Annotated in this window: 29 protein-coding genes; 12 read left to right on the top strand and 17 right to left on the bottom strand. The window is 73.7% G+C overall.

Annotation, left to right across the window (positions count from 1 at the left end; translation table 11 throughout):
• Nucleotides 1-461: carbohydrate ABC transporter permease (locus ACFPIJ_RS45140; RefSeq protein ID WP_380125405.1), on the bottom strand; the 461-nt coding region annotated here is incomplete at its 3' end.
• 9 nt (nucleotides 462-470) lie between these two features.
• On the bottom strand, nucleotides 471-1,148 hold the full coding sequence (locus ACFPIJ_RS45135; protein ID WP_380125403.1) for a GntR family transcriptional regulator: 678 nt from the start codon (nucleotides 1,146-1,148) through the stop codon (nucleotides 471-473).
• Nucleotides 1,149-1,197: 49 nt separating this feature from the next.
• On the opposite strand from ACFPIJ_RS45135, the gene ACFPIJ_RS45130 reads away from it, so the two are divergent.
• Nucleotides 1,198-2,160 carry a sugar kinase gene (locus ACFPIJ_RS45130; RefSeq protein ID WP_380125401.1) on the top strand — a complete coding sequence of 321 codons (963 nt, stop codon included), beginning with the start codon at nucleotides 1,198-1,200 and terminating at the stop codon, nucleotides 2,158-2,160.
• A gap of 28 nt (nucleotides 2,161-2,188) precedes the next feature.
• Entirely contained in the window at nucleotides 2,189-3,475 is a 1,287-nt protein-coding gene (locus tag ACFPIJ_RS45125) for a hypothetical protein (protein WP_380125399.1), read from the top strand.
• On the opposite strand, the gene ACFPIJ_RS45120 is transcribed toward ACFPIJ_RS45125, so the two are convergent.
• Nucleotides 3,463-4,116 carry a hypothetical protein gene (locus ACFPIJ_RS45120; RefSeq protein ID WP_380125397.1) on the bottom strand — a complete coding sequence of 218 codons (654 nt, stop codon included), beginning with the start codon at nucleotides 4,114-4,116 and terminating at the stop codon, nucleotides 3,463-3,465. The two genes, ACFPIJ_RS45125 and ACFPIJ_RS45120, sit on opposite strands and share 13 nt — an antisense overlap.
• Nucleotides 4,117-4,230: 114 nt before the next feature.
• On the opposite strand from ACFPIJ_RS45120, the gene ACFPIJ_RS45115 reads away from it, so the two are divergent.
• Nucleotides 4,231-5,406 (top strand): cellulose binding domain-containing protein, encoded by a 1,176-nt coding sequence (locus ACFPIJ_RS45115; RefSeq protein ID WP_380125395.1) that lies wholly within the window; start codon nucleotides 4,231-4,233, stop codon nucleotides 5,404-5,406.
• 101 nt (nucleotides 5,407-5,507) lie between these two features.
• On the top strand, nucleotides 5,508-5,948 hold the full coding sequence (locus tag ACFPIJ_RS45110; RefSeq protein WP_380125393.1) for a hypothetical protein: 441 nt from the start codon (nucleotides 5,508-5,510) through the stop codon (nucleotides 5,946-5,948).
• A gap of 1 nt (nucleotide 5,949) precedes the next feature.
• Here the strand turns inward: ACFPIJ_RS45110 and ACFPIJ_RS45105 are convergent, their stop codons facing one another.
• The 4 genes from ACFPIJ_RS45105 to ACFPIJ_RS45090 all read right to left on the bottom strand — a co-directional run bounded on the left by ACFPIJ_RS45105 (nucleotide 5,950) and on the right by ACFPIJ_RS45090 (nucleotide 9,508).
• Nucleotides 5,950-7,077 carry a Clp protease N-terminal domain-containing protein gene (locus ACFPIJ_RS45105; protein ID WP_380125391.1) on the bottom strand — a complete coding sequence of 376 codons (1,128 nt, stop codon included), beginning with the start codon at nucleotides 7,075-7,077 and terminating at the stop codon, nucleotides 5,950-5,952.
• A 24-nt stretch (nucleotides 7,078-7,101) separates the two neighbouring features.
• Nucleotides 7,102-7,686 carry a TetR/AcrR family transcriptional regulator gene (locus ACFPIJ_RS45100; RefSeq protein ID WP_380125389.1) on the bottom strand — a complete coding sequence of 195 codons (585 nt, stop codon included), beginning with the start codon at nucleotides 7,684-7,686 and terminating at the stop codon, nucleotides 7,102-7,104.
• A 10-nt stretch (nucleotides 7,687-7,696) separates the two neighbouring features.
• Nucleotides 7,697-8,314 carry a VOC family protein gene (locus tag ACFPIJ_RS45095; protein ID WP_380125387.1) on the bottom strand — a complete coding sequence of 206 codons (618 nt, stop codon included), beginning with the start codon at nucleotides 8,312-8,314 and terminating at the stop codon, nucleotides 7,697-7,699.
• Between the two features lie 108 nt (nucleotides 8,315-8,422).
• Nucleotides 8,423-9,508, bottom strand: coding sequence for an aldo/keto reductase (locus ACFPIJ_RS45090; protein WP_380125385.1), 1,086 nt, complete (start codon nucleotides 9,506-9,508; stop codon nucleotides 8,423-8,425).
• A 128-nt stretch (nucleotides 9,509-9,636) separates the two neighbouring features.
• Here ACFPIJ_RS45090 and ACFPIJ_RS45085 point away from each other — a divergent pair, with 128 nt between their 5' ends.
• Nucleotides 9,637-9,786: a hypothetical protein gene (locus ACFPIJ_RS45085; RefSeq protein ID WP_380125383.1), complete on the top strand. Its 150-nt coding sequence runs from the start codon at nucleotides 9,637-9,639 to the stop codon at nucleotides 9,784-9,786.
• A 1-nt stretch (nucleotide 9,787) separates the two neighbouring features.
• Here the strand turns inward: ACFPIJ_RS45085 and ACFPIJ_RS45080 are convergent, their stop codons facing one another.
• The gene (locus tag ACFPIJ_RS45080) at nucleotides 9,788-10,279 is read right to left on the bottom strand and encodes a hypothetical protein (RefSeq protein WP_380125381.1); all 492 of its coding nucleotides are present in this window, start codon (nucleotides 10,277-10,279) and stop codon (nucleotides 9,788-9,790) included.
• Between the two features lie 80 nt (nucleotides 10,280-10,359).
• Between ACFPIJ_RS45080 and ACFPIJ_RS45075 the strand changes: the two genes are divergently transcribed.
• Entirely contained in the window at nucleotides 10,360-11,106 is a 747-nt protein-coding gene (locus tag ACFPIJ_RS45075; protein ID WP_380125379.1) for a sensor histidine kinase, read from the top strand.
• Here the strand turns inward: ACFPIJ_RS45075 and ACFPIJ_RS45070 are convergent.
• Nucleotides 11,097-11,447, bottom strand: a complete 351-nt coding sequence (locus ACFPIJ_RS45070) for a DoxX family protein (protein ID WP_380125377.1) — start codon at nucleotides 11,445-11,447, stop codon at nucleotides 11,097-11,099. The two genes, ACFPIJ_RS45075 and ACFPIJ_RS45070, sit on opposite strands and share 10 nt — an antisense overlap.
• A gap of 183 nt (nucleotides 11,448-11,630) precedes the next feature.
• On the opposite strand from ACFPIJ_RS45070, the gene ACFPIJ_RS45065 reads away from it, so the two are divergent.
• The gene (locus ACFPIJ_RS45065; protein ID WP_380125375.1) at nucleotides 11,631-12,212 is read left to right on the top strand and encodes a hypothetical protein; all 582 of its coding nucleotides are present in this window, start codon (nucleotides 11,631-11,633) and stop codon (nucleotides 12,210-12,212) included.
• Between the two features lie 5 nt (nucleotides 12,213-12,217).
• Here ACFPIJ_RS45065 and ACFPIJ_RS45060 read toward each other — a convergent pair whose 3' ends face one another.
• The 3 genes from ACFPIJ_RS45060 to ACFPIJ_RS45050 all read right to left on the bottom strand — a co-directional run bounded on the left by ACFPIJ_RS45060 (nucleotide 12,218) and on the right by ACFPIJ_RS45050 (nucleotide 14,824).
• A complete protein-coding gene (locus ACFPIJ_RS45060) occupies nucleotides 12,218-12,859 on the bottom strand; it encodes a class I SAM-dependent methyltransferase (protein ID WP_380125373.1) in 642 nt (213 codons plus the stop codon).
• Between the two features lie 168 nt (nucleotides 12,860-13,027).
• Nucleotides 13,028-14,524, bottom strand: a complete 1,497-nt coding sequence (locus tag ACFPIJ_RS45055) for a DUF4419 domain-containing protein (RefSeq protein ID WP_380125371.1) — start codon at nucleotides 14,522-14,524, stop codon at nucleotides 13,028-13,030.
• Between the two features lie 9 nt (nucleotides 14,525-14,533).
• Complete coding sequence (locus ACFPIJ_RS45050) at nucleotides 14,534-14,824, bottom strand: hypothetical protein (RefSeq protein ID WP_380125369.1); 291 nt, start codon at nucleotides 14,822-14,824, stop codon at nucleotides 14,534-14,536.
• 190 nt (nucleotides 14,825-15,014) lie between these two features.
• Here ACFPIJ_RS45050 and ACFPIJ_RS45045 point away from each other — a divergent pair, with 190 nt between their 5' ends.
• Nucleotides 15,015-15,470 (top strand): carboxymuconolactone decarboxylase family protein, encoded by a 456-nt coding sequence (locus ACFPIJ_RS45045; protein ID WP_380125367.1) that lies wholly within the window; start codon nucleotides 15,015-15,017, stop codon nucleotides 15,468-15,470.
• Nucleotides 15,471-15,598: 128 nt separating this feature from the next.
• Here ACFPIJ_RS45045 and ACFPIJ_RS45040 read toward each other — a convergent pair whose 3' ends face one another.
• Nucleotides 15,599-15,970, bottom strand: coding sequence for a hypothetical protein (locus ACFPIJ_RS45040; protein WP_380125365.1), 372 nt, complete (start codon nucleotides 15,968-15,970; stop codon nucleotides 15,599-15,601).
• A 35-nt stretch (nucleotides 15,971-16,005) separates the two neighbouring features.
• Nucleotides 16,006-16,506 (bottom strand): TFIIB-type zinc ribbon-containing protein, encoded by a 501-nt coding sequence (locus ACFPIJ_RS45035; protein ID WP_380125363.1) that lies wholly within the window; start codon nucleotides 16,504-16,506, stop codon nucleotides 16,006-16,008.
• A 57-nt stretch (nucleotides 16,507-16,563) separates the two neighbouring features.
• Here ACFPIJ_RS45035 and ACFPIJ_RS45030 point away from each other — a divergent pair, with 57 nt between their 5' ends.
• Entirely contained in the window at nucleotides 16,564-17,049 is a 486-nt protein-coding gene (locus tag ACFPIJ_RS45030) for a hypothetical protein (protein WP_380125361.1), read from the top strand.
• 37 nt (nucleotides 17,050-17,086) lie between these two features.
• Here the strand turns inward: ACFPIJ_RS45030 and ACFPIJ_RS45025 are convergent, their stop codons facing one another.
• Nucleotides 17,087-17,815 (bottom strand): winged helix-turn-helix domain-containing protein, encoded by a 729-nt coding sequence (locus ACFPIJ_RS45025; RefSeq protein ID WP_380125359.1) that lies wholly within the window; start codon nucleotides 17,813-17,815, stop codon nucleotides 17,087-17,089.
• Nucleotides 17,816-18,092: 277 nt separating this feature from the next.
• On the opposite strand from ACFPIJ_RS45025, the gene ACFPIJ_RS45020 reads away from it, so the two are divergent.
• Nucleotides 18,093-20,849 carry an AfsR/SARP family transcriptional regulator gene (locus tag ACFPIJ_RS45020; protein WP_380125357.1) on the top strand — a complete coding sequence of 919 codons (2,757 nt, stop codon included), beginning with the start codon at nucleotides 18,093-18,095 and terminating at the stop codon, nucleotides 20,847-20,849.
• A gap of 65 nt (nucleotides 20,850-20,914) precedes the next feature.
• Here the strand turns inward: ACFPIJ_RS45020 and ACFPIJ_RS45015 are convergent, their stop codons facing one another.
• The gene (locus ACFPIJ_RS45015) at nucleotides 20,915-22,318 is read right to left on the bottom strand and encodes a HAMP domain-containing sensor histidine kinase (protein WP_380125355.1); all 1,404 of its coding nucleotides are present in this window, start codon (nucleotides 22,316-22,318) and stop codon (nucleotides 20,915-20,917) included.
• A 124-nt stretch (nucleotides 22,319-22,442) separates the two neighbouring features.
• Here ACFPIJ_RS45015 and ACFPIJ_RS45010 point away from each other — a divergent pair, with 124 nt between their 5' ends.
• A complete protein-coding gene (locus ACFPIJ_RS45010; RefSeq protein ID WP_380125353.1) occupies nucleotides 22,443-24,137 on the top strand; it encodes a right-handed parallel beta-helix repeat-containing protein in 1,695 nt (564 codons plus the stop codon).
• 255 nt (nucleotides 24,138-24,392) lie between these two features.
• Here the strand turns inward: ACFPIJ_RS45010 and ACFPIJ_RS45005 are convergent, their stop codons facing one another.
• Nucleotides 24,393-24,563: a hypothetical protein gene (locus ACFPIJ_RS45005; protein ID WP_380125351.1), complete on the bottom strand. Its 171-nt coding sequence runs from the start codon at nucleotides 24,561-24,563 to the stop codon at nucleotides 24,393-24,395.
• Between the two features lie 93 nt (nucleotides 24,564-24,656).
• Here ACFPIJ_RS45005 and ACFPIJ_RS45000 point away from each other — a divergent pair, with 93 nt between their 5' ends.
• The gene (locus ACFPIJ_RS45000; protein ID WP_380125349.1) at nucleotides 24,657-25,352 is read left to right on the top strand and encodes an FKBP-type peptidyl-prolyl cis-trans isomerase; all 696 of its coding nucleotides are present in this window, start codon (nucleotides 24,657-24,659) and stop codon (nucleotides 25,350-25,352) included.
• Nucleotides 25,353-25,366: the final 14 nt, after the last annotated feature.

Genomic DNA, 25,366 nt, shown 5'->3' with positions numbered 1-25,366 from the left:
CTGCCCAGCCACACGATCGGCTCGTCAACCAGGTGCAGTTGCACGAGCAGACCGTTGAGCAGGCCGTAGTTCGCGTTGAAAATCCACAGCCACACGAACGACACCACGACACCCGGGATCACCCACGGCATCAGGAACAACCCACGCAGCACCGCCCGCCCACGCAACTTCGTGTTCAGCGCCAGGGCGAGGGCGAAACCGATGACGACCGGCGCCACGGTGGCGCCGATGGTGAAGACGGCGGTGTGTTGCAGGACCGGCCAGAAGTTCTGCTCCAGGACGGATGTGAAGTTGTCCAGACCGGCAAACGAGCGGCCGGGCAGGACCAGGCTCTGGTTGAACAGGCTGGTGGACAGGGCGCCGAAGAGGGGGTAGAGCACCACGGCGCCGAGCAGTGCCAACGCGGGCAGCGTCAGCAGGAAACCGAACGCGCGGTCGGGCAGACCGCCACGGTTGTTCATGGGGGTACCTCAGTCGTCATCCAGGTCGATGAGGGAAGGATCGAGCGTCGCGCGGAGTTCGACGCCCAGCTGCCACTCGACGTGCTCGCGGGCGGCCTGCTCTGCCTGGTCGGCGTCGCGGCGGCGCAGTGCGTCGAGGATCGCGGAGTGCTCGCTGATGACCTGCTCCCAGGCCGGTTCGACGCGCACGCCGATCCGGTAGTGCTGCACCCGCAGCAGGGTCAGGTCGGTGAGTTCGCGCAGGGTCGCGTAGTGGGTGGCGTCGGCGATCCCGGTGTGGAACCGCCGGTTGAGGGTGGAGAGGTCACGGTGGTCGCCGGCGGCGAGTTGCTGCCGCATCTGCTCGTGCATGTCCTGCAGTTCGGCGAGCTCGGCGTCGCTGACGGTCGTGGCGGCCACGCGGGCGGCGAGGCCCTCGAGGGCGCCACGGGCGAGGTAGACGCCACGCATCTCGCGCAGCGACAGCGGGGCGACCTGCGCGCCGGCGTGCGGGTTGGGCTGCACGACGAGCCCCTGCGTGGTGAGCCGCTGCACGGCCTCACGCAGCGGGATCTTGCTGGTGCCGAGCTGGCGGGACAGGGCGTCGACGTTGACCCGCTCGCCGGGCTTGAGCTCGCCGCTGAGGATCGCGTCGCGCAACCGCTCGTAGACGAGATCGGCCTTGGTCTGGAATCCCGCGAGCGCCATGCGCGTCCACTCCCCGGTTCGGCGAAAGTATACTATCTACCTTGTGCGGATGAGTGTTACACGAAGATCCAGCGACGGACAAGCCCCCATCGTCGGTTTCGGCGAGGCCATGGTGCTGTTCCAGCCCGCTGACGGGGATCCACTCGAGACCTGCAGCTCGGCGACGGTGTACGTGGCCGGCGCCGAGCTGAACCTCCTCGCCGCCGCGGCCCGCGCGGGCGCGCCCACGCAGTTCTGCAGCCGCGTCGGCGCCGACCCCTTCGGCCGCCGGGTCCGGTCGGCCGCGGCTTCGCTCGGCGTCGGCACGGACCTCGTCGCCGTCGACGACACCCGGCCGACTGGGCTGTTCGTCAAGGACGTGCGCCCCGACGGTGCCCGCCGCGTCCACTACTACCGGGCGGGTTCGGCGGCCTCGGCCATGGACCCGGCCGACGCCGACCGGGCGCTGTCGGCCGGGCCGGCCGTGGTCGCGGTGTCGGGGCTCACCGCGGCCCTCGGGCCGGGTCCGCAGCGGGCGGTCGCCCGGCTCGCCCGGGAGGCGCACGCGCGTGGCATCGCGGTGGCCCTCGACCCGAACCTCCGCCCGGGCCTGCCGCCCGTCACCGACCTGCTCAGGTCACTGCTGCCGGTGACGACGTACCTGCTGCTCGGCCTCGACGAGGCGGTCCCGCTGCTGGGCACCGACGATCCGGCTGCGGTGTTCGCGCGGGCCGCGGCGGCCGGGGTGGGCGAGGTGGTCCTGAAGGCCGGCGCCGACGGCTGCTGGCACGCCGGACCGGCCGGCCCGCGCCGGCTCCCGTCCGCCGCCGTGACCGTGGTCGACCCGGTCGGCGCGGGCGACGCCTTCGCCGGCGGATACCTCGCCGCCCGCCTCGCGGGTGTCGGGCCGGGCGGCGCGGCCTGGCTCGGCACGCGATTCGCCGCGGGGGTCGTCGGCGCACCCGGCGACACCGACGGCCTGCCGTCAGCTGCGGAGGCCGCAGTACTGCTCGCCGAGGCCGCTTCCCACTAGGAGACCACGCCACCGCGATACTGTCACCGTGCCCAGCAGACAGGACGTACCGTGGACGCGGGACCGGGTTTGGAAGCTCAGCTCAGCCCTATCGGCGGCGCGCTGGACTCAGCCCGGCGACACCGCCCTGTCGTGGGGGTGGGTGCTCGACGAACTGGTCGAGCTGGACACGCTGGATGAGCCCGAGTTCATCAGTGACCTGATGAACATGGCACCACACCCCGCGATGCTGCACGGCGTCGAACGGTACGTCCGGTCCCGGCCCTGGATGGACGGGGCAAGCCGGCGCGAGGTGATGCGCCGGCTCGACGAGGGGCGGGCCGGCCCGGTGAGCTGGGTCCTGGCGAGCATGGACGCCGACGGCCGGGTCCGGGAGCGCGCGGTCCGGGCGATGCTCACCGGTCCGCTGCCGCTCATCGAGGCCGCACCACCGGTCCTGCGGGGCTGGGCGGCGGCGCACCACGTCGGTTCGACGACGTCGCCGCCGAACTGGACGAGCAGCAGGCTGTTCATCGATCCGATCGCCCGCACCGGTCCCGTGCCGGCCCTGGTGCCGGCGCTGATGCTGCGCACGGCGGACCCGGTGCCACGGATCCGTGCCGTGGCACGCTCCGGTCTGGTGCTGCGGCTCGCCGCCGACCCCGGCATGTACCTGGCGGTCGTGGTGAGCAGCGTCCGGCTCGTTCAGGAGCGGGCCCGCGGCCGGTTCATGGCCGCGCAGGTCCGCGCGGCGTTGGCCGCGGCCCACCCGACCGTCCTCGAGTCCCTCGCGGTGTCGCCGGACACTGTCATCCGACGCGTGGTCGTCGAAGCGGGTCTGGCGTACAGGTGGTGGGGGCGCGACCGGCTGCTGGCGTTCGTTGCATTCGATTACGACCACGTCATCGTCGGCCGGGTCGCCGAGGCGCTGTGCCGCGACGCGGTGTGGGACGGCGACGTCGGACTGTTGACCCACCTTCGCGACCGCGGTCGGGCACCGGCCAGGGTCGCCGCCGTGACCGGTCTGCTCCGCGCGGGCCATCCGCACGAGGCCGCCCGCAGCCTGGACGACCGGTACGCACGGGTGCGTGCCGTCGCGCAGGACGCCGCGTACCGCTGCGGCATCGACGTCGCCGCGCACTACCGCGGGGTGGTCGGCGGCCCCTCACCCAGCGTCGGCGCCGTCGAGGGGCTGCTGGAGGTCGGCACGCCCGCAGACGCGGATCTGTTGCGGTCCCTGTTGTCCTCCACCCTCCCCGGTATCCGGATGCGGGCGGCACGCCTACTGCGGGTCCTGGAGGCTCGTGCGGCTCTGCAGGCCCGTTACTCGAACTGATGGCGGGCGCGGGGCAGGTCGCGGAAGTAGCGCAGGTTCTGGCAGATGTCGCAGGCGCAGGTGCCGGTGGTGATCAGCTCGGTGAGGCGGGACCGGTCGTCGCCGGTCTGTGACAGCGGGCGGACGGCCTCGTCCAGGGCGTAGAAGCGCAGTTCGTGGTCGTCGGCCGGGGCGAGGGTCGCGGTGGCGTGGCCGAGGCGTTCATGATCCGGGTCGGTGAAGTGGTGGAAGAAGACCCGGTCGGCGCGGCCGGTGAGGCGGTCGCGCAGTGCCTGCTCCGCTCCCGCGGCGGGAGCGCCCGTCAGGGTGGTGCCGTGCTTCGCGGCGAGGGCCGTGACGTCCGTCCAACGGTCCAGCAGGGTCAGCGTCGCCCAGTGCTGGCAGGCGTACATCTCCACGGGGCACAGGCCGGCGGCGTCGCTGAACGAGAACATGAGCGAGGTGCCGGACGCGGACCAGGTGCCGTCGGCGAAGCCGTCCGAGGCCTGGAAGGCCAGGTAGTAGGCGAGGATCTCCTCGCTGGCCGGGGTGTCCGCCAGGCGCGACATGCGGTCGGCGAGGACGTCCCAGACCTCGCGGAGCAGTTCGTCGCCGGCCGCCGGTGCGGCGGAGAGCCCGATGTGCAGTCCCAGAGCGCCCACAGCGCGAACCATACCGACCGCCGGCAACGCCGCTGCGGTAGCATCGACGCCGCACGATGCCATGGGAGCCGGCCGGTGCACGACCTCCGCTCGACCGTCTCCCAGGGAGTGCTCATGTCGTTGAGATCGACGCTGTATGCCATGCTCGCCGCGCTGCTCGTCGCGGCCACCTTCGTCGTCGCCCGGCCGGCCATGTCGGCGGCGGCGCCCGTGCGGATCATGCCGCTCGGCGACTCCATCACCGCCGGGCCGGGCTGCTGGCGGCCCAAGCTGTGGCAGCGGTTGCAGGCCGGCGGGTACACCAACATCGACTTCGTCGGCGGGGTCTCCGACGGCGGGGGCTGCAATCCCGGTTACGCGTACGACTTCGACCACGAGGGTCACGGCGGCTACTCGGCGACCGGGATCGCCGACAACAACCAGCTGCCGCCGTGGCTGAGCGCGGCCCGGCCGGACGTCGTGCTCATGCATCTGGGTACGAACGACATGTGGGGTGGGTACATCCCGCTGGCGACGAAGCTGGCGGCGTTCACGAAGCTGGTCGGGCAGATGCGGGCGAACAACCCGGCGGTGAAGGTGGTCGTCGCGCAGATCATCCCGATGAGCGCGGGCGCGTGCGCGACCTGCCCGGCCGACGTGGTGGCGTTCAACGCGGCGATTCCGGGCTGGGCCGCGGGGCTCACGACCGCCCAGTCGCCGGTCGTGGTCGCCGACCTGTGGACGGGGTTCGACGCCGCCACGGACACCGGCGACGGCGTACACCCGAACGACGCGGGATTCAAGAAGATGGCCGACGCCTGGTTCCCGGTGCTCGCCCGGGTCCTCGACGGCGGCGGGCAACCGACGGCCAGCCCGTCGCGGTCCGCAAGCGCGTCGCCGTCAAGAAGCCCGTCGCAGTCGACGAGCCCCTCGCCGTCAAGGAGCCAGTCGGCGAGCCAGTCGGCGAGCCAGTCGGGGAGTCCGTCGGCGAGTCCGTCGGGTGGCGGGCGCTGCGCTGCCGGCTACCAGGTCATCTCGCAGTGGGGCGGCAACTTCCAGGGTGAGATCACCGTGCGGAACACCTCCACGACCGCGTCCACGGGGTGGTCGGTGACCTTCACGTTCGCCGGCGGCCAGCAGGTCAGCCAGGCCTGGAACGCCGCGTACACCCAGAGCGGCGCGACAGTGACGGCACGCAACGTCAGCTACAACGGGGTCGTGGCGCCCGGCGCGTCCACCTCGTTCGGCTTCCTCGCCAGCTGGAACAACACCAGCAACCCCGGGCCCGTGGTCACCTGCACCCTCAGCTGAGCACCAGTGTGCCGGCCCGGGTGTTCCACGGGCTCGAACCAGGGCCCGGGCCGGGCACGCTGTGTGCAGCCAGCAAACGACCTTTGTGCAGGGAGCGCGTCATGTCCACGATCCACCTCAGCGAGACGACCACGGTGACGCCGGAGCAGTTCGTCGCCGGGCTCACCGACTTCGGGCCGGGCCGCTCGAAGCTGTTCGGCAACAGCAGCGACGAGTACCTCAAGGTGCACGACCTGGGCCCGGACCGGGCCGACGTGACTGAGGGTTCGGGCGGCGTCTGGGAGCGGCTGCGCTACGACTGGTCGGACCCGCACCGGGTGGTCATGACGACCACCGACTCGAACGTGTGGGGCGGCGCGTCGGGACACACGTACACGTTCACCCGCCGCCCGGACGGCACGACCGCGATCGACGCGGTCGTGGTGCGGGACGGCAGGAACGCCAAGGGGCGGGTCATCGGGTTCCTGCTCGGGACCGTCGCCAAGGGCCAGCTGCAGAAGGCCCTCAGCCGGACGGTCCGGGCGATCGAGGCGCGGAGCTGAGCTACAACGCCGCGGCGACCTCGGTCCGCACAGTGTCCGGGTCGACCGCGAGCGTCCGCAGCAGCCGGGCCGCGCTGCCGCCGGCGGGTTCCAGGGCGGCGATCGTCAGGTGTGACGAGCCGACCTGGGCGCCGCGGGCGGCGCGGGCCAGGTCGACGGCCCGGTCCGCCGCCGCCTCGGCGGTCCAGGCCGGCCACGGCATCTGGATGAGCCCGGGGAACCGCGCGTCGGGCCGCAGCTCACCGCCGGCGTCGGCCGGCAGCGCCGCGACCGCCCGGTCCACGGTGACCCCGTGCGCGTGCAGGACGTCCGGTGCCCCGTTGTGCGGCACCAGCGCCGGCCGGATCCGGTTGCCGGTGGCCAGCAGCTGCGCGCGCATCGTCACGGCGGCGACGAGCAGGCGCGCGGAGGTGACGGGCCCGTCGCCGCCCCGGATCGCGCGGCGCATCGACTTCCGCAGCAGCACCACGGTCAGTGCGCCGCCGAAACCGTCGGCGGAGATGGCGTCGGGTTGCCGTTTGCGCTCGGCGCGCCGCGCGAACCAGCCGCCGCCGGGCCGGTCCAGCTCCATGGTGACGCCGAGGTGGCGGATCAGCGGCGCGTACGGCTCGTCCGAGGTGCGCCAGGCCGGGTCCGCGCGGAGCAGCTCGCACAGCTCGTCGCGGTCGACCCGCAGGCCGGTCAGGGCGCCGGCCGGGTCGCGCAGCAGGCCGGCCAGCAGGTGGATCGGGCCGGCGTGTTCCACGCCCGCCGCCGTCGCCTCGGCCAGGGCCGCGCGCAGCGCCGGGGGAACGGCGGCGTGCCACCGCAGGTCCTGCGCGGCGAACGTCGCCGACGTCAGTTCCTTCCATCGCAGCTCCCGCAGCAGTTCCGGCACCGGTCCGGTGCCGGTGACGGGCGCGGCGCCCGAGGCCGGAAACGGCTCGGGGAGCCAGCCCGGGTCGGTGCGGAGCCTGGTGGTCACCTGCCGCAGGCCCGGCGACGGCCGGCGCAGCAACCGGCCCCGGGTCAGCTCCAGCAGCCCTGGGACGTGCACGATGCCGGGCCGCCCGCGCCGGTTGGTCAGAAACGCTCCGAATTTCAGGATCCGCACCACGCCGCGACCGAAGTCCGCCCCACCCATCGACATCCATCACCCTCCCCGCGCCGATTGTCACACGGGCTGGCGCAGGGAGTTGATCGCGAGGTCGAGGGCGGCCTCGAGGTGGTCGGTGCGGCCGGTGGCCAGGAGCAGCAGCACGCCGCCCTGGATGCCGGCCAGCAGCGCCGCGGCGGTGCGGTCGGCATCCAGGTCGGCGGCGGCCTCGCCGCGCGCCTGCATCTGCCGGATGCCGACGGCGATCGCGGCCTGCCAGCGGTGCATCAGGCCGGTGACGACGGCCTGGGCCGCCGGGGTACGGCGGCCCACGTGGCCCAGCAGGATGTTGAGCGGGCACTGGGTGCCCTGGTCCCGGTACCGCACGATGAGCCGGTCCCGCCACTGCTGCCACGCCGGCCAGGAGGTCAGCTCGCCGAGCATCGGCTGCTGGTCGTCGAGGACCTGGTCGGCCTCGTGCTGCGCGACGGCCAGCAGCAGGTCCTCCTTGCCGCCCGGGAAGTAGTGGAACAGCTGGCTCTTGCTGGTGCGGGTGCGGGCCATCACGTCCTCCAGGCGCACGTCGTCGACGCCGCGTTCGCGGATCTCCGCGGCGGCGCCGGCGACGATGCGTGCCCTGGTCTGCGCACCCTTGCTGGTCAACAACGGGTCATCAGCTCTCCGTGGAAACCTGCAGACCGGCGGCGCGGGCCATGTGTCCTGCGTACCACACGGGCCAGTCGGCGTCCTCGTGGCCGAGTTCCTTCTCATACTCGCCGTGCGCGGTCGCCGCGTCCCGCAGCGCCTGCTCGACCTCGGCGACCGAGCCGTAGACGACCTGGCCGACCCGGCCGGGGATGCGCTGGGTGACCTCCTGCAGGACGAAGCCGTTGCCGTCCGGGTCCTGGAAGGACAGGAACGAGCCGTACGACTGCCGCGACGGGTGCGGGCCGTCGACCCGGCCGGTGGTGCCCTCGTGGTGGAAGACCCCGCCGGCGTCGTGGAAGACCTCGCTCACCTCGACGCCGGCGGCCAGCAGCTGCTCCCGGGCCGCCACGATGTCGTCGACGACGAAATGCACGCCCTGCGCCGAGCCGGGCGCGGCGTCGGTGACGTGGGAGCCGATGATGATCGACGCGGCCGAGCCGGGCGGGGTGAAGTGCACGACCCGGAATCCGTCCGGGCCGGCGTAGTCGACGTCCTCGCGGAACCCGAGCCTCGTGTAGAAGTCCTTGGACCGGTCGACGTCCGAGACCGGCAGGACCACGATCTCGAGCTTGAAGTCCACCATCGTCTGCTCCTTCAGCGGTACCGAATGGATGCCATTACTGTCTCCCAACCGGCCCGCACCCGCCCCAGGGTGAGTCCCTGGCCGAATCCCTGGCCGGCACCCTGGGGGTCAGGCGTTGAGAACCGGGGGCGCGTAGCCGGCGGGCTTGTCGCCGATGCCGAGCCCCGGGCTGACGATCCAGGACTGGTACCGCGGCGTGAACATCGCATACGGCGGCGCGAGCGGAGGCGCACTGGCCTCGTCGAGGCGGCGAAGGGCGTCAGCGGGCAGTTCGAAGTCCAGCGCCGCGAGGTTGCCGTCGAGCTGCTCCACGCTGCTGGCGCCGATGACGGCGGCCCCGACGCCCGGCTGCGTCGCCACCCAGTTGATCGCCACCTGGGCCATGCTGCGGCCGACCTCGAGCGCGACCGACGACAGGGCGTCGATCACCTTCCAGTCGCGGTCGGAGGGCGACGGGCCGCCGGTGCCCGGGGTGCTGAGCCGGCCGGTGCCGGTGAGGCCGTCGGCGCCGCGGCGGTACTTGCCGGTGAGCAGGCCGCCGCCGACCGGGCTCCACGCGGTCAGGCCCATGCCGAGCGTCTGCGCCATCGGCACGTACTCCGGTTCGATGCCGCGCGCGATCAGCGAGTACGGCAGCTGCACGGTCACCATCGGGGTGAGCGCGTGCGCCTCGGCGTAGCTCTGCGCCCGGGCGGCGTACCAGGCGGGGACGTCGGACAGCCCGGCGTAGCGGATCTTCCCGGCCCGCACGAGGTCGTCGAAGGTCTGCACGACCTCCTCGACGGGGGTGATCCGGTCCCAGGTGTGCAGCAGGTACAGGTCGAGGTGGTCGGTGCCGAGCCGGCGCAGCGACGCGTCCAGGGCGCGGACCATGTGCTTGCGGCCGTTGCCGCCGGCGTTGGGGTCCGTCGGGTCGATGGTGTTGGTGAACTTGCTGGTCAGCACGAGCCGGTCGCGGATGCCGGCCCGGGCGATGAGCCGGCCGAGGATCCGTTCGCTCTCCCCCGCGGTGTAGAAGTCCGCGGTGTCGATGAAGTTGCCGCCGGACTCGACGTACCGGCGGAAGATCGGCTCGGCCTCCTCCTCGGTGCGGCCGTAGGCGGCGTGGAAGCCGTCGACGCCGAAGTTCATGGTGCCCAGGGCCAGCCGGCTGACCCGCAGTCCGGACCGGCCGAGCAGGTAATAGTTCTGCATGACGGCCACTGTGACGCCGCAAAAATGGACCCGCCAGTCCAGAACCGTCAGCCGGCCTCCAGGTCGACGGTGAAGATCGACCCGCCGTCCGGGTTCGGGCGCATCCGCAGACCGCGCAGCTGCCGATCGTGCTGCTCGCCGCGCTCGGCCAGTGGCTGGACGTGTCGTCGGGCTTCGACGCCGGCTCCGACGATTACGTGGTCAAACCGTTCAGCCCGAAGGATCTGCTGCACCGCATCGATCAGCTCCTCGACCCGGCCGCGGCGCCGTCCGCCTGACTCACATGTAGGCCAGCGGGCAGCCGTAGCGCAGTGAGTGCTCGGCGGCCTGCTGGTACACCGCGACGTAGAACGTGACGGGATCCGCGATGGCGTTGCTCAGCGCGAGCGTGCCGCGGGGCAGCTCGGCGGGCAGCCCGACCTCCGCCGCCATCGGCGCGACCAGGTCCCGCAGCCGGTGCGAGCTGAGCACCACCGTCCGCTCGTCGTCGTAGGCGTTGCCGGCCGGCAGCGTGATCAGGCCGTCGAACGCCACCGGGACGAACAGTGCCGCCTCCAGCACGTCCCCGGCGCCGTGCCGGTCGCACAGCTCGGAGAAGCCGTCCATCGGCGGCGAGATCTTCTCCTCGAAGCCGTCCGCGGAGGGCACCTCGGCCCGCGGACCCGGATACGGGTCCAGGCCGCGCTCGGTGAGGGCCCGGTCGAGCAGGGTGCGGATGATGTCGTCCTGGGCCCAGCTGCCGGGGCTGACGTCGACGAGGTAGATGCCCACGCCGGCACGGTACCCGCGCAGGTCCGGTTCCGTGCGACCGCGCCGGTGCAAAATGCTACGTTCAGACCGACAGGACTGATATGCCGCATTGGGAGGTTGCCCTCGATGCGCACACCCCCGAACCGCCGCAGTCGGCACGGATCCGCGGCACGTTCCTGCGGCTCATGTCGCACGAGCTGCGCACTCCGCTGACGAGTATCCGCGGCTACAGCGAGCTGCTGGTCACCGGCCGCGCCGGGCCGCTCAGCGACCAGCAGCAGCGCATGGTCACGATGATCGACCTGTCCGCGGTCCGGCTGCACGGCGTCGTCGAGGACCTCATCGTCGTGGCCAGCCTCGACGCCGGCGACTTCCGGCTCAGGCTCGAGCCGACCCGCCTCGCCGCCGTCGTCGCGCGGGCCGCCGACGAGGTCGCCACGACCGCTCGCGACGCCGGCGTCACGATCTCGCCGGACGTCGCCGCCGATCTCGTCGTGGCCGCCGACCCGCGACACCTGCAGCGCGCCCTGAGCAACCTGCTGACCGCCGCGGTCGCGTCCTGCCCCGGCGGCGGCACGGTGGCCGTGACGGCCACCGGCGCCGCGCCCGTCGCTGTGGTGATCGGCAGCGGTCCCGGGGGCCGGCTGGACCAGCTGCTCGCCCGGTTCCTCGGTGCCGGGCCGGTCGACCCCGCCGACCTCGACGGCGCCGGCGTCGGCCTGGCCGTGGCCAGGGCCGTCGTCGAGCACCACGGCGGCCGCCTCGAGGTCACCAGCGACGCGGGCGCCGGCACCCGGATCGCCGTGACCCTGCCGGCCGCGGACGTGCCGTCGCGCCGTCACCAGTGATAGCTGAGGTTCACCACGAGGTTCACCACGACCGTCGCGAAGAACACCGCCCAGCCGACCAGGTTGCGGGAGCCCACCCGCAGGTGCGCGATGAGCGCCCCGGTGAAGTACAGGACCAGGCCGGCAGCGGCGAGCGTGCCCACCGGCGGCACCGCGAACCCGGCCAGCAGCCCCAGCGAGCCCGCCGCCAGCACCGCGCCCAGCCTCGGCACCCACGACCGCGGGATCCGTTTGATGTCCGCCTGCGCCTTCGGGTAGTCGTGGCCGATCAGATACGTCACCGCGGCACTGCCGGTGAACAGCGCGGCAACGATGGTGAGCGTGACGTAAGCAGCGAACATGTGCCCTCCTTGACGGTTGTGTACCGCGAAGGACGTGCCGCGCCTCCGACACGTGACACCACCCGGCTGTGACCTGGCGCACGGTCCGGCCACTGGAACAGGTCACGTCGTGGGCAGAGGGAACCGGCGGGAGCCGGCGCACGTCGTACCGATGACACCACCGCAAACCGGATGGAGCGCAGAGTGCGACACGGATTCGGGACGGCCCTCGCCGCCGCCCTCGTGCTGATCGGTGCGGCGGGCTGCGCCGGCTCGGCCATGGCCCGCGACCCGGCGCCCGGTGACACCCGCGACGCGGCGCCCCGTGACACCCGCGACGTCGACGTCTACGTGCAGGTGCTGCGGCGGTACCTCACCAACTCGTCGGAGAACTCGTTCCCGGGCGACCAGATCAAGCGGGTCTTCATCCTCGACCGGGCGGTGCCCGGCATCGGGGACCCGCAACCGGGTGCTGCCGCTGCCGGTGAGCCCATCCCGGCCGCCACCCAGCGCGACGTCCTCGACGCGCTCGCCGAAACCCGGCCGGTGTCCTTCGTCGCCGACCGGGCCTCGGTCATCACCTCCGACGGCGGCTGCGAGGTCGTCAGGGACGGCGGCATCCTGGTCACCCTCGGCCCCCTCGACGGCCACGGCGACCGGGTCGAGGTCGGCATCAACGGCTACGTCGCCTGTCTCGGCGCCACCTGGCTGACCTACGTGGTCCAGCACACCGCCGGCACCGGCTGGCAGGTCACCGGCACCACGGGGAGCATGTCGATCGCCTGACCCGGCTACGGCGTGACGTGCGCGCGGCCGATCAGGTGCGCGGTCCTCGGGGTGAGCGCGGCGGGCGCGAACCCGAACCGGTCGACGGCGTCGATGGTGAACCCGTTGCGGGTGATCGCCGCGGCGGTGTCGCGGTTCGGGTGGCAGCCACCGGCCAGGGCGGCCCACAGCGGCGTGGCGGCGTCCTCGATCAGGCCGACGAACCGGTGGGTCGAGCGCACGTGCTCGTAGAAGCGCAGCTGGCCGCCGGGGCGCAGCGCCCGCCGGATCCCGGCCAGGGCGGTGTCGGGGTCCGGGACGCTGCACAGCACCAGCGAGCACACGGCCGCGTCGAACTCGCCGGCCGCCGCGGGCAACTCCTCGGCGGTGCCTGCCACGACGGTGACGGGCACCGGCGCGGCCGCCGCGGCCCGGGTGGCGAGCTCGCGCAGGAACGGGTCGGGCTCGACCGCCCGCACGGCGGTGACCTGCGGCGGGTAGTGCCCGAAGCAGGCCCCGGTGCCGGCGCCGACCTCGAGGACGGTGCCGGTCAACCCGGCGAGGAGCCTGGCCCGGTGCGCCGCCGCGCCGCGGGCGTCCATGCGCGGCACTGCGGCGGCGAACGCCCGCGCGAACCGCCCGGACCGCTGTGCCGGCGGGCGGGTCATGCCGCCGCCTCCGCTACGCTCCGGCGACGGCCTGCCCCAACCCTGCGACACGATGACCGGCCCGAGCCGCTTCGCTGGCCGGTCATGCCGCCACCTCCGCTACGCTCCGGCGACCGCCTGCCCCAACCCTGCCACACGATGACCGGCCCGAGCCGCTTCGCTGGCCGGTCATGCGGTGGGCAGCTGGTCGAGCCGCCCCGTCTCCAGGTGGGCGATGTCGCCGCCGGCGTCCATCGCGGCGTCCAGCAGCAGTGCGAGGGACGTGCCGAGGACCGGGATGTCGGCGAGGTCCTCGGCGAGCCGGAACCGGGGCCCGTACGGGCGGGGCGACTCGATCGCCGCGAGCCGGCACACCACCCAGTACGTCGCCTGCGTCACGAGGTCGACCACCGCTGCGATGCTGCGACCGTCGTCCAGGTCGATGAGCGTCTCGGTGAACCACTCGGTGAAGTCGTCGTCGACCAGTTGCCGGTCGCGCGCCGGCAGCAGCCGCCAGCGGCCGTCGAACAGCGTCGCCGAGCCGATCCGCGAATAGAGCGCGATCAGGTCGGCCGGTCCGTGCCGACGGTCGTCCACGGGCGGGGTGGTCTCGTGCTCGCGCACCAGCCGGTCGAGCACGTCCTCGATCTCGATCGCGGCCGGTGCCACATACCACCCGGCGACCGGTCGCAGCGCGCCGTCGGCGTCCTGGGCGACCCCGACGAGCCCGCCGTGCAGCGCCACCACCCGGTTGTCGCCGGCGACCCGGTCGTTGACGGTGACCGCCACCCGCGACAGCGTGGCGGGGACCAGGTCGCTCCTGACGCCGGGACCGGAGTACAGGTCGCCGGGCCGCACGGTCACGCCGCGCGGCTCGCCGATCGGCAGCTGCAGCAACGGGTTCGGCCGGTCGGTCGCGGTGACCGTCAGGTACGGGTAGCAGCGCGCGATCCAGCCGGTGATGACCTCGCCGCCGTACGCGTCGACGGGGTTGTAGATCCGCTGCCAGAACTCCCGGTCCGGCGCGCCTTCGGCGGCCCGGACGAACTCGTCGGCGATCGGCGCCAACGACCGGCACCACGTCTGCAGGCCGAACCCGTCGAGCGCGTCGACCCTGGCGCGGATGCGCCGCCAGTCCTCGACCGTGCCGGTCAGCGTGACGGACGGGATGCCGCACGAAGCCACGAACCAGAACGAGAAGTACGGCGAGTACGCCTCGAGCAGCACCACCCGCCCCGCCATCCGGTCGACCTGCGTGCTGGTGGAGAAGTCGCACTCGAACAGGTCGGCGTCGTCGATCTCGGCGGCGAGCAGCTTGGCGAACATCTCCGACATGTACGCCCACCCGGCGGCGTCGCGCGGCACCTCGTCAGCGTTCACCGTGAGCCGCTTCCGGCCGGCGTGACGGACCAGCCGCGGGCGCAGTTCCTCTGCGTGCAGCCGCACGTGCTGGGCGACGCCCTGCGCGATGGTCAACCAGACCGCGTCGGGTGACAGCACCAGCGGCCGGTGGTCGGCGAACGCCCGGGCGACGGCGCTCAGCAGCGGATGCACCCCGTCCGGTGCCAGCATCGGCAGGTCCGGGTCGCCGCCGATCGCCAGGGCGTCCGGGAAGAGCCCGCCGAGGGGCCGCACCGGCAGCCGCTCGCCGGCGGGTATGACGGCATCGACCGGGAACGTGACCATGCCCGCACCCTAACGCCCGCCACGCCGGGGCGCGGTCCGGTTTTCGGGGGCCCGGGGTCGCCGACGCGGGCGCGGGCCGTCGGGCTGGTCGGCGGACCGGCGCGGGGCGCGTTCGGCGGCGGCGTGCCACCAGGCGGGCGGCGACGGTCCGGTGACCCGGGACGTCGGCTGGTCCGGGTGCAGGCCCAGCCGCCACAGCACCTCGGCGTCGACCGACAGGTCCAAGTAGCCCCGGGCGCGGCCGGTCTCGTCGCGGCCGCACGCCAGGCTGACGCGCACCTGGTCGTCAGCGAACGGCATCCAGTCGATGCCGCGCTCGCGCAGTCAAGACCGCAGCGCCGCCATCGGCCGTGGACAGCCGGGGACGTTCTCGTAGCCGACGACGTGCACCCACTCCATGCCATCCATGATGCCGCGTCCCGTCACATTCCGGTGCCCCGCCGGGTCATGCCGTTGACCGACGAACACGCACCACGGAGGAGCAGCAATCATGCAGGCACGTATCAAGCACCCGACCATGGTGTTCCCGGCCGCGATGAAGGGCCTGATCGCCCTGTCGAACTCGACCGGCGACACCCTGCCCGAGGCCACCCGGAACCTCATCTACCTGCGGGCCAGCCAGATCAACGGCTGCTCGGTCTGCCTCGAGATGCACGCGACGGACATGCGCAAGGCGGGCGAGAGCGACGAACGCCTCTTCACCGTCGCCGGCTGGCGGGACGCGCCCTACTTCAGCGCCGCGGAGCGGGCCGCGCTGGCCCTGACCGAGGCCACCACCCGGCTCGCCGACCGCGCCGACGCCGTCCCGGACGACATCTGGGCCGAGGCCGCGGAGCACTACGACGAGGAGCAGCTCGCGGCGCTGGTGATCGCGATCGCCTCGATCAACACGTGGAACCGGCTGAACGCGGCGACCCGTGCGGTCGCGGGTTCACAGGGCGGCTGACCCGCCAGGCGGTCGGCGCCGGTTCCCGTGCGATCCGGGTCGGCGCCGACGCCGCCGAGCGGGCGACCCACTCGCACTCAGCTCAGCCGCAGGCGCGCCCTGGAGGTCCACCGCTCCCGGAGAAGGCCTCAGCCGGAGACGCGGCCCTCCGGGGTGTCGACCACGAAGCAGGCGCACGAAAGGATCTCCAGCAGCGCGGCGCGGACCAGGCGGATCCCGTCGTCGTCCACGTCCAGGCGCAGCCCGAGCTGCCTGGGCAGGCCGAGCAGGGCGGCGGCGGACCGGGTCAGCTCAAGGGACAGGTCGTGACCGATCAGGGTCCAGGCGTTGACGGCCCAGGTGGCGACCGTGCCGGCCCCGTCGATCACCTCGTCGACCCAGCCGTAGTACCGCAGCCGGATCAGCAGGACGTGCACGCCTGCGGCGGCCAGGATCAGCGTGTGCTCGTCGTCGGCCTGCCGGACGTCGGCCCGGTCGGCGCGCAGCGCGGTGCCGTCCACGATGGGACCGTACCCGGCGGGTCGCTGGCCCGTCGTCAGAAATTCCACCGCGCGGGCAGGGCGTCGCCGCACAGGGCGCAGGTGAAGTCGCCGTCGCGCACGATGTTGCGCTCGCCGCAGCCGGGGCAGCGGCGGAACACGACCCGGTCGGTGAAGCCGCCGGGATGCGCGATGCCGGCCCGGTCGAGCGCCGCGGCCACCGCGGGCCAGCAGTCCGGGTCGGGGCAGTAGCCGGTCGACTGGTTGGTCACGGCGACGACCCGCCAGCCCGGGTCGGCGGCGAAGGCCATCTCGCCGGCGGCGAGCACGTCCCGCCCGCCGGCGAGGGCGACGTGCTCGCTGCGCCGCGGCGCCAGTCGCAGCACCCCGTCGAGGGCCACGACGAACGTGAACGGCTCGGCGAGGTCGCCGCGGGCGCGCCCGGCCAGCCACCGCGCCAGGTCGGCCGGCGTGCCGGCGGCGACGGTGTCCGGCGCGGCCGGCTGGTCCAGGAGGTCGGCCGGGCCGACGTAGCGGTGCCGCCGGAGGTGCCCCACCGCCCGATCGTATCCAGCGTGGAACCCCGGGTGCGGCCGGCACGTCGGAGAGGCGTGATGAGTAACAGCAGGGTTCGCCGGGCGGCCGGCCTGGGGTTGGCCGCCGGGCTGGTGCTGTTGCTGCCGGCGTGCACCCAGCCACCGGACGCGGCGGTCCGCATGGACGGCTCGACCGTGGAGGTCATCCACACCGACTGCGGCTCGGCCCGGCCCGCGGTGCGGCAGGTCCGGGTCGTCGAGGTCGACCCGGACGAGACCGTCATCGACGAGAACAAGCTGCCGGTGCGCTGGCAGGTGACGTTCGAGCCGCCGTCGGCCGCCACGACGTTCCGCATCGGTGAAGAGCAGCCCGGTGGTCACGTGGACGTGGCCCTGGCCGGTCCGCTCGACCCGGACGTCGAGTTCGCGGTGTTCCTGCTGGAGGTGAAGGGCTGGCAGGACTACCAGGTGTTCCGGACCAGGGACCTGACCGACGGACGGGTCAAGTTCCAGGACGTCGTCATGTCGCCGGAGAAGTTCGCCGAGCGGTGGCCGTGCCACTGAGCAACGCCCAGGCCTGCGGCCTGCGGCCGCAACGGGCTCAGGCCTGCAGCAGCAGGGCCTCGGCCTGGGCGACGACCGGCAGGGGTTCGGCGCGGGCCGGCAGGACCAGTGTGTAACCGACCTGGCGGACGGTGCCGATCATCGACTCGTACTCGCTGCCGAGCTTGGCGCGGAGGCGCCGCACGTGCACGTCGACGGTGCGGTGGCCGCCGAAGTAGTCGTAGCCCCAGACCTCACGCAGCAGCTGGTCCCGGGTGAACACCCGGCCGGGGTGCTGCGCGAGGTAGCGCAGCAGCTCGAACTCCTTGTACGTCAGGTTGAGCGACCGGCCCTTGAGCTTGGCGGAGTAGGTGTCCGGGTCGATGCGCAGCGCGCCGGCGTTGATCAGGTTGCTGGACGCGCCGGCGGCGGCTAATGCGGCCTGGGTGGCCAGGCGCAGGCGGGCGTCGACCTCGGCGGGGCCGGCGCCGGCCAGGACGACGTCGTTGATGCCCCAGTCGGCAGACACGGCGACCAGTCCGGACTCCTCGACGACGGCGAGCATCGGCATCCGCAGACCGGTCGTGCGCAGGACCCGGCAGAAGCTGCGGGCCTCGGCGAGCCGTTGCCGGGCGTCGACGAGGACCACGTCGGGCTCGGCGCCGGTGGCGCAGGCGCGCACGTCGTAGCCGACGACTCGCCGGGAGTGCGCCAGCAGGTCCAGCGCCGGCAGGACCCGGCTCGCCGAACCGTCCCCGGGCTGCCCCGTCACCACCAGGATCTCCACGTGGTCCCACCTTTCGCCCGGCCAGTCAGCGCGTAGCGTCCACCACAAATGTTTCGGTTCTGGTGGCCCGAACCCCTCACGTGGTGAAGGCCACACGACCCGACGGGTGCCGGGCCGTGTGGCCGACCCGGAATCAGCAGCCGCTGTCGCGGCCGGCGTACTGGTGCGAGAAGTCGCTGGAAACCTTCGGCGGGCCCGCTGCGTCGGGTTGTCGACAGCGGCGCTGTGCTGGTATTTCGACTTGGACGGCGGGCCCTGCGCGGCCCCACAGTGCGGCATGCGCATCAGGCTGCTGGGCGAGATCACCGCCCACGTCGACGGAGTGCCCGTCGACCTCGGGCACGAGCGGCAGCGCTGTGTCCTGGCGGCGCTGCTGGTCGAGCCGGGCCGGCCGGTGCCCGCCGACGTGCTGCTGGAGCGGGCGTGGGGCGACCGGTTGCCGCAGCATCCGCGACAGGCGCTGTACAGCTACGTGTCGCGGCTGCGGCAGACCCTGGCGCGCGGCGGGTGCACGGTGCCGCGCCGCCCGTCCGGCTACCTGGTGGAGATCGACCCGCTCGACGTCGACCTGCACCTGTTCGACGACCTCGTGCGCCGGGCCGGCGGGCCCGCGCAGAGCGACGACTGCGCGGTCGAGCTGCTCGACACGGCCCTCGAGCTGTGGACCGGTGACGCGTTCGGCGGGCTGGACACGCCGTGGCTCAACGGCATCCGCCGGGAGCTGCACCGCCGCCGGCGGACCGCGCAGCAGCGGCGCGACGACCTCGCGCTGCGGCTGGGCCGGCACGCCACGGTGCTCGACGGCCTGCTGGCCCGGGCCGACGCCGAACCCTTCGACGAGGCGCTGACCGGTTCGGCGCTGCTGGCGTTGTGCCGGTGCGGCCGGCGCGCCGAGGCCCTGGCCCGCTACGACCAGCTGCGCCGGCACCTGGCGGAGGACCTCGGCATCGAGCCGGGCGACGAACTGCGCGGCCTGCACGAGCGGATCCTGCGCGACGCACCGGACCTGGCGCTGCGGGAACCGGCGACGGTGGTGCCGCAGCAACTGCCACCGGCGCCGGCGGCGTTCACCGGCCGCACCGGCGAGCTCGCCGAGCTGACCGCGGCCATGCAGGCCGGATCCGACCGGGCCGCCGGGCCGATCGCGGTCATCGGCGGGGTCGGCGGCGCCGGCAAGACGTGGCTGGCCCTGCGGTGGGCGCACGAGCACCGGGAGCGGTTCCCCGACGGCTGGCTGTACGTGAACCTCCGTGGGTTCGACCCGACCGGCGAGCCCGTGGCACCCGCCGCCGCGATCCGGTCGTTCCTGACCGCGCTCGGCGTCGCGGCGGAGGCCGTGCCGGCGGACGAGCCGGAGCAGGCGGCCGCGTTCCGGCGGCTGGTCGACGGCCGCCGGATGCTCGTGGTGCTCGACAACGCCCGCGACAGCGCCCAGGTGGTGCCGCTGCTGCCGGGTTCGGCGACGGTCGCGGTGCTGGTCACCAGCCGGCGGCGGCTGACCGGGCTGGTCGCCGCGCACAGTGCCCGCCCGGTCGTGCTGGACTGCATGAGCCCCGCGGACGCCGCCGAGCTGCTGCGGGTCCGGCTGGGTGCGGCCCGGGTGGCCGCGGAGCCGGGTGCGGTCGAGGCGCTGCTGCCGCTGTGCGCGGGGCTGCCGCTGGCGTTGGGCATCGTCGCGGCCCGCGCGGCCACCGACCCGCACTGCCGGCTGCGGACCCTCGTGACGGAGCTGCGGTCCCGGCCGACGCGGCTGGACGCGCTGGACGCCGGTGACCTCGCCGTCAGTCTCCGCGCGGTGATGGCCGGATCGGTGCGGCACCTGCCGCCGGCGGCCGCGGAACTGTTCGGACTGCTGAGTCTCGGGCCTGGCCCCGATATCGGCGGGACCGCCGCGGCAAGCCTGGCCGGGTGCGATCCGGGCGGGCTCCGGCCGGCGATCCGCGAGCTGCTGGACGCGAGCCTGCTCGTCGAGGAGTCGCCGCGCCGGTTCCGGATGCACGACCTGGTCCGCCTGTACGGCATCGAGGTCGCCGCCGCGGGTGCCGGTGCCGGGTCTGCCGTGGAACGGCTCCTCGACCACTACGTGCACAGTGCGTGCGCGGCGGCCGGCCGGCTCGAGCCGCTGCGTGACCCGCTCCTGCTGCCGGCGCCGCTGCCGGGGGTGCGGGCCGAGACGTTCGGGGACCGGCGGGCCGCGCTGGCCTGGTTCGCGGCCGAGGAGCAGGTGCTGCTGTCCGCCGTCCGCTACGCCGACGGCGCCGGGTTCCACCGGCACGCGTGGCAGCTGGCGTGGGCCCTGGTGTACGTGCTCGACCAGCGCGGCAACTGGCACGCGGAGCTCGACGTGCACCGGGCCGCACTGCGTTCGGCGCTGCGGCTCGGCTGCGACACGGCGATCGGGCACGCGCACCGGGGGCTCGCCCGGGCGTGCACGTGGCTGCGCAACTTCGACGAGGCCAGGGGGCATCTGGGTGCCGCGCTCGACGCGTACCGGCGGCTCGGCGACCAGGCCGGCCAGGGATTCGTGTACCGCAACCTGGCGCGGGTCTCCGCCCGGCAGGGTCAGCCGGACCGGGCCCTGGCCGACGACCGGCGGGCCCTGGCCATGTTCGAGGCGGCCGGCCACGACCACGGCCGGGCCCAGACGTTGAACGCGCTCGGCTGGCACCTCGCGCACCTCGGCGAGCACGAGCAGGCGGTGGCGCGCTGCGGCCAGGCGATCGAGGTGCAGCAGCGGCTCGGGGACCGGCACGGCGAGGGCCTCACCTGGGACACCCTGGCCTGGTCCCGGCACCGCAGCGGCCGGCCGGAGCAGGCGCTCGGCTGCTACGAGCGGGCCGCGGCGTTGCTGCGCGACCAGTGCGACCGCTACCAGGAGGCGGTGGTCACCGAGCATCTCGGCGACGCGTACGCCGCGCTCGGCCGGCGCAGCGAGGCGCGCGCCGCGTGGCTGCGGGCGGCCGGGCTGCTCGCCACGCTCGGCCACCCCGACGCCCGGGTCCTGCGGGCGAAGGCAACCACCGGCGCGCACTGACCGACCCCCGGCGCCCGGGTCCTGCTGGCAGAGGCAACCAGGGGCGTCATGGCGTGCGCCCGCGCTCAGTCCCGCGCCAGCGGCAGCCGGACCTTCAGGCAGGTGCCCTGCCCGGCGGGGCTGTCCAGGTCGATCGTCCCGCCCAGCGCCTCGATCCGGTCGGCGAGCCCGACCAGGCCCGACCCCCGGCCCGGTTCCGCGCCGCCGACCCCGTCGTCGCGCACCGACACCTCCAGCTGCCCGTCCGGCACCGATGCGCTCACCTGGATGCCGGTTGCCCCGGAGTGCCTGGCCGCGTTGGCGAGGGCCTCGGCGATCACGTAGTAGGCCGCGACCTCCACCGGCTCGGGCAGCCGGTCGTCCAGCCGCAGGTCGAGCTGGACCGGGACGGCCGTGCGGCGGGCCAGGGCCTTCACCGCGGGCCGCAGCCCGCCCTCGGTCAGGATCGCCGGGTGCACCCCCCGCGAGATCTCCCGCACGTCGTCGACCGTGCCGTTGATGCCCGCGACCACTTCGGACAGCTCGGCCCGCAGCTCGGGCAGCTCGGGCGGCACGCTGAGCTCGATCCGGCGGATGTCCAGCCCGAGGGACAGCAGCCGCTGCTGGACCCCGTCGTGCAGGTCGCGTTCGATGCGCCGGCGGGTCTGGTCGGTGGCCAGGACCACCCGTGCGCGGGAGGCGATGAGGTCGTCGTGGGCGCCCTGCAGGGAGTCGCCCATGACGTTGAACGACCGCTCGAGCTGCCCGATCTCGGCCTTGCCGGTCTCCGGCATGCGGGTGTCCAGCCGACCGCCGGCGAGCCGGTCGGCCATCGTGGCCGCCCGGCGGATGGGTTGGACCAGCAGCCGGGTCTGGTAGCCGCCGACGAGCGCGATGACGATCGCCGAACCCGTCAGGCCGGCGAGGACCGCGAACATCTCGCGGCGCACCATCGCCTCGGCGCGCGCGTCGCGGGCCGCGAGGACGTCGCGCTCCGACGTTCTGAGCACGCCGAGGTCGACGCGCAGCTGCCCGATCCGGCGCTCGCCCTCCAGCAGCGTCGACGTGCTCCTGGCGGCGGGGTCGCCACGCCGGGCCGCGTTCAGCGCCGGCAGCGAGTAGTCCTGGACGTAGGACGTGCTCGTCCGCGTGATCCGCTGCGTCAGGCGGCGCTGGGCGGCGGTGCTGGCCAGCGTTTCGAGCGTGGCGTTGGCCTCGAGCACGCCGGAGCTCGCCGCCTGCCACCGGCCGAGGAAGACGCCGTCGCCGGAGATGGTGTAGGCCTGCTGCGCCGCCTGCAGGTCGACGGTCTTGCGGTGGACCTGGTCGGCGGCCGTGAACAGCTGGTGGGTGCGCCGGGACAGCCGGGTCGTCTCCCGGTCCTCGCCGATCGAGATGAGCAGCGTCCCGAAGGCGCCGCCGACGAACAGCAGCAGCACGCAGGTGGCCAGCACCATCCGGCGGATCAGCCCGCCCTTGACGCCCCTCACGCCATGCTCCTTTCACCTCCCGCGTGCATGCCCCGCGCGGTGCCGCTCACGCCTCGACGGGCACGTTTGCGGTCGGGCATGCGGGTATCGATGCGGGAGCGACTCGAAGAGAGGGATGGTCGTGATGCGAACCACCGACCCGCTCGTCTACGACGCGCACGCGCACGGACTCGCCGGTGACGGCACCACCAACGACCAGCCCGCGTTGACCGCGCTGGTCGACACCCTCGGCGCCGCGTTCGCCGCGGACGGCCGCCCCCGCACCATCCACTGCCCGCCCGGGGCGTACTCGATCCAGGACGAGGGCATCAGGTGGCGCAACGGCGTGTCGCTGACCGGCTCGGGGCCGGCCGCCACCCGGTTCCTGCTGTCGAACCCGCGGAAGCCGACCTCGCCGACGCCGCTGGCGTACTTCACGGCCCGGGACCACAACGCCGGCCGGGACAACCACATCGCCGACTGCACCTTCGCGCACTTCGAGATCGACGGCTCCGGCGTGACGCTGCCCGCGTACGACGTCAACGCCAAGGGACTGTTCCTGCAGTACGTGCTGCGCGGGCGGTTCCACGACCTGTACATCCACGACACCGGCGCGACCGGTTTCGGCTGCGACTTCCTGCAGGACACCGTCGTCGACGACGTCCTGGCCGTGCACTGCGGCCGGCTGAACAACGGCGAGGAGATGGGCGGCGCCGGCATCGGCATCGGCATCGGCGGCTGGGGCGACACCGAGCGGCTCACGATCACCTCGTGCACGACGGTCGGCAACGGCACCAACGGCATCTTCGTCGAGCTCCAGAAGCGCCGCTGGACCCCGCCGCGCGGCATCCGCATCATCGGCTGCCACGCCCAGGCCAACCGCTTCGGCATCTCCGACTGGGGCGCCGACGGGCTCATCGTCTCGGCGTGCACGATGACCGGCAACCACCAGGCCGGTTACGACGTGTCGGCGCTCGGCACGTCCTCGGTCGCCGGGCGGGGCGGCATCGTGACCGGCTGTGTCATCGACGGCAACATCTGGGACGGTGTCGCCATCGGCAACACCCCCGGCCCGTACACGGTGGACGGCAACCGCATCAGCCGCAACGGCCGCTACGGGTACTGGCAGCACAGCCTCGGCCCGTCGGGCCTGCAGGACCGCGCGGACGCCCTCGGCGTCGCCCGCCTGCCCGGCAACTCCGCACACCCGGCCGCCGACGTGGCCATCACCGGCAACGACATCTGGGGCAACGCCCTCGACGGGATCTTCATCGACTCCCCCGTGCTCGACGCGTGCATCGCGGGCAACCGGCTGCGCGGCAACGGCCGGCAGGCGGCGCCCGAGGCGCACGGCGGCGGCGCGACCACCTCCTACACCCGGCTGTCCCTGCACGACACCACCGCGGACTGGCCGCCCGGCGGCCACACCGGCAAGATGGTCGCCGCCGGCGCGCAGCAGGCCATCGTCGTGGCCAACACCGCCACCGAACTCTTCCTCGCCCCGGTCCGGCCCGGCGCCGCCACCGCCTGGCCGGAGGGCACCCCGCCGCACGGGACCCGGTTCCGGCTGCCGGACTCCCCCGAGGCCCGGGCCGGGATCACCCTCGCCGCCGCCGCGGACACCCCTACCGTGCGCGACAACCGGGCCTGGGACCGCCAGGTTCCCCGGACGCAGACGCACGGGCTGCGCATCACGGGCGCCGGCAGCTGCGGGTCGGGCCGCATCCACGACAACGACCTGGAGGGCAACGCCGTCGCCGCGGTCGCCTTCGACACGGCGCCGGCCGGCGGGTCCTGGCACCACAACCTCGGGCTGGCCGACCGCCAGCCGATCAGCTGACCCCGGGCCAGCCGCGCAACACCAGGGCGTCGCCCCGGGGCAATGACGGTCAGGGCGTCGGCGACGTAGTCGACCACGTCGTCCGGCAGTGCCCCGGCCGGCACCCAGCGCAGCTCGCTGCACTGTCCGGCTCGCCGATGGCGGGCTCGCCGCTCCAGCGGTCGACGTCGTCGGCGTCCTCCGGCGCCGTGTGCATGAGCAGCGCCAGGCGGCAGGCCTGCGGGTCCGCCTCCCCTCAGCTCCGCACCAGCCCGCTCACGGCGTCCTCGCCGCCGTCCAGGTGCCCGCCGGCAGGCTGAGCTGCCCGGACCGGAACGTGGTCCCGGCGCGGCGCAGGAGCAGCAGCCGGCCACCACCGCCGTCGTCGTCGTCGTAGCGGAGGATGCCGTAGACGGCGGCGGCGACCCGGAAGCGCTCGGCAGACATCGCCACACCCTGAGGCGTGGGTCGATGTCCGGGTTTGCTGGGAGGTTGCCGGGAGGGTCTTGTCCGGACGTCGCAGTGACGTACCGTGTTCCCGTGACCGATCGCGTGACCAGCCGGCAGCGCCCGGCCGCACCTACCCGCCCCGGCCAGACCCCGCTGTCGAAGGCCGAGAAGCGCGCCGCTGCCAGAGAGGCCAGGGCCCGGCAGGTCGCCGCCGCCAAGCGCAAGCAGTTCCTCAGTGTCGTCGGTGCCGCGGCGGCCGTCATCGCCGTCATCGCGCTCGTGGTGTGGCTGTCCGTCCGGTCCGACGGCAACGACCCGGCCGAGCCCGGTCTCGCGTCGTCCGCCAGTGCCGCCGCCAGCGGGGAGCCGTCGGCCGCTGCGCAGAAGCCGTTCCCGCCGGTGCCGGAGGGCGCCGACCCGGCCCTGTCCACGAAGCCGGTCGTCACGAAGGGCACCGGGACCGTCACCAAGCTCACCACGACCGTCCTGATCGAGGGCAAGGGCGCCGCCACGCAGGCCGGCCAGACTCTCTCGGTGAACTACGTCGGTGTCACCTTCGTCGACGGCAAGGAGTTCGACGCGTCCTGGAACAGCCAGCAGGCGCTCGACTTCCCGCTCGGCGGCGGCCGGGTCATCCCGGGCTGGGACCAGGGTCTCGTCGGGGTCAAGGTCGGCAGCCGGGTGCAGCTGGACATCCCGTCCAACCTCGCCTACGGCGACGACCCGTCCAGCGGCAAGCCGGTCGGCACCCTGCGCTTCGTCGTCGACGTCCTGGCCGCCACCTGAGCCGGGTTCCACCC

This window comes from Dactylosporangium cerinum (genome assembly GCF_042653625.1).
Taxonomy (GTDB): Bacteria; Actinomycetota; Actinomycetes; order Mycobacteriales; family Micromonosporaceae; genus Dactylosporangium; species Dactylosporangium cerinum.
This window is presented reverse-complemented; position numbering and strand designations above follow the sequence as displayed.

Excerpts from the sequence above, each read along its gene's own strand:
- ACFPIJ_RS45135 (WP_380125403.1), bottom strand. The coding sequence starts at position 1,148 with ATGGCGCTCGCGGGATTCCAGACCAAGGCCGATCTCGTCTACGAGCGG.
- ACFPIJ_RS45130 (WP_380125401.1), top strand. The coding sequence starts at position 1,198 with ATGAGTGTTACACGAAGATCCAGCGACGGACAAGCCCCCATCGTCGGT.
- ACFPIJ_RS45115 (WP_380125395.1), top strand. The coding sequence starts at position 4,231 with ATGTCGTTGAGATCGACGCTGTATGCCATGCTCGCCGCGCTGCTCGTC.
- ACFPIJ_RS45110 (WP_380125393.1), top strand. The coding sequence starts at position 5,508 with ATGTCCACGATCCACCTCAGCGAGACGACCACGGTGACGCCGGAGCAG.
- ACFPIJ_RS45105 (WP_380125391.1), bottom strand. The coding sequence starts at position 7,077 with ATGTCGATGGGTGGGGCGGACTTCGGTCGCGGCGTGGTGCGGATCCTG.
- ACFPIJ_RS45095 (WP_380125387.1), bottom strand. The coding sequence starts at position 8,314 with ATGGTGGACTTCAAGCTCGAGATCGTGGTCCTGCCGGTCTCGGACGTC.
- ACFPIJ_RS45090 (WP_380125385.1), bottom strand. The coding sequence starts at position 9,508 with ATGCAGAACTATTACCTGCTCGGCCGGTCCGGACTGCGGGTCAGCCGG.
- ACFPIJ_RS45075 (WP_380125379.1), top strand. The coding sequence starts at position 10,360 with ATGCCGCATTGGGAGGTTGCCCTCGATGCGCACACCCCCGAACCGCCG.
- ACFPIJ_RS45070 (WP_380125377.1), bottom strand. The coding sequence starts at position 11,447 with ATGTTCGCTGCTTACGTCACGCTCACCATCGTTGCCGCGCTGTTCACC.
- ACFPIJ_RS45060 (WP_380125373.1), bottom strand. The coding sequence starts at position 12,859 with ATGACCCGCCCGCCGGCACAGCGGTCCGGGCGGTTCGCGCGGGCGTTC.
- ACFPIJ_RS45055 (WP_380125371.1), bottom strand. The coding sequence starts at position 14,524 with ATGGTCACGTTCCCGGTCGATGCCGTCATACCCGCCGGCGAGCGGCTG.
- ACFPIJ_RS45050 (WP_380125369.1), bottom strand. The coding sequence starts at position 14,824 with ATGCCGTTCGCTGACGACCAGGTGCGCGTCAGCCTGGCGTGCGGCCGC.
- ACFPIJ_RS45045 (WP_380125367.1), top strand. The coding sequence starts at position 15,015 with ATGCAGGCACGTATCAAGCACCCGACCATGGTGTTCCCGGCCGCGATG.
- ACFPIJ_RS45030 (WP_380125361.1), top strand. The coding sequence starts at position 16,564 with ATGAGTAACAGCAGGGTTCGCCGGGCGGCCGGCCTGGGGTTGGCCGCC.
- ACFPIJ_RS45020 (WP_380125357.1), top strand. The coding sequence starts at position 18,093 with ATGCGCATCAGGCTGCTGGGCGAGATCACCGCCCACGTCGACGGAGTG.
- ACFPIJ_RS45010 (WP_380125353.1), top strand. The coding sequence starts at position 22,443 with ATGCGAACCACCGACCCGCTCGTCTACGACGCGCACGCGCACGGACTC.
- ACFPIJ_RS45005 (WP_380125351.1), bottom strand. The coding sequence starts at position 24,563 with ATGTCTGCCGAGCGCTTCCGGGTCGCCGCCGCCGTCTACGGCATCCTC.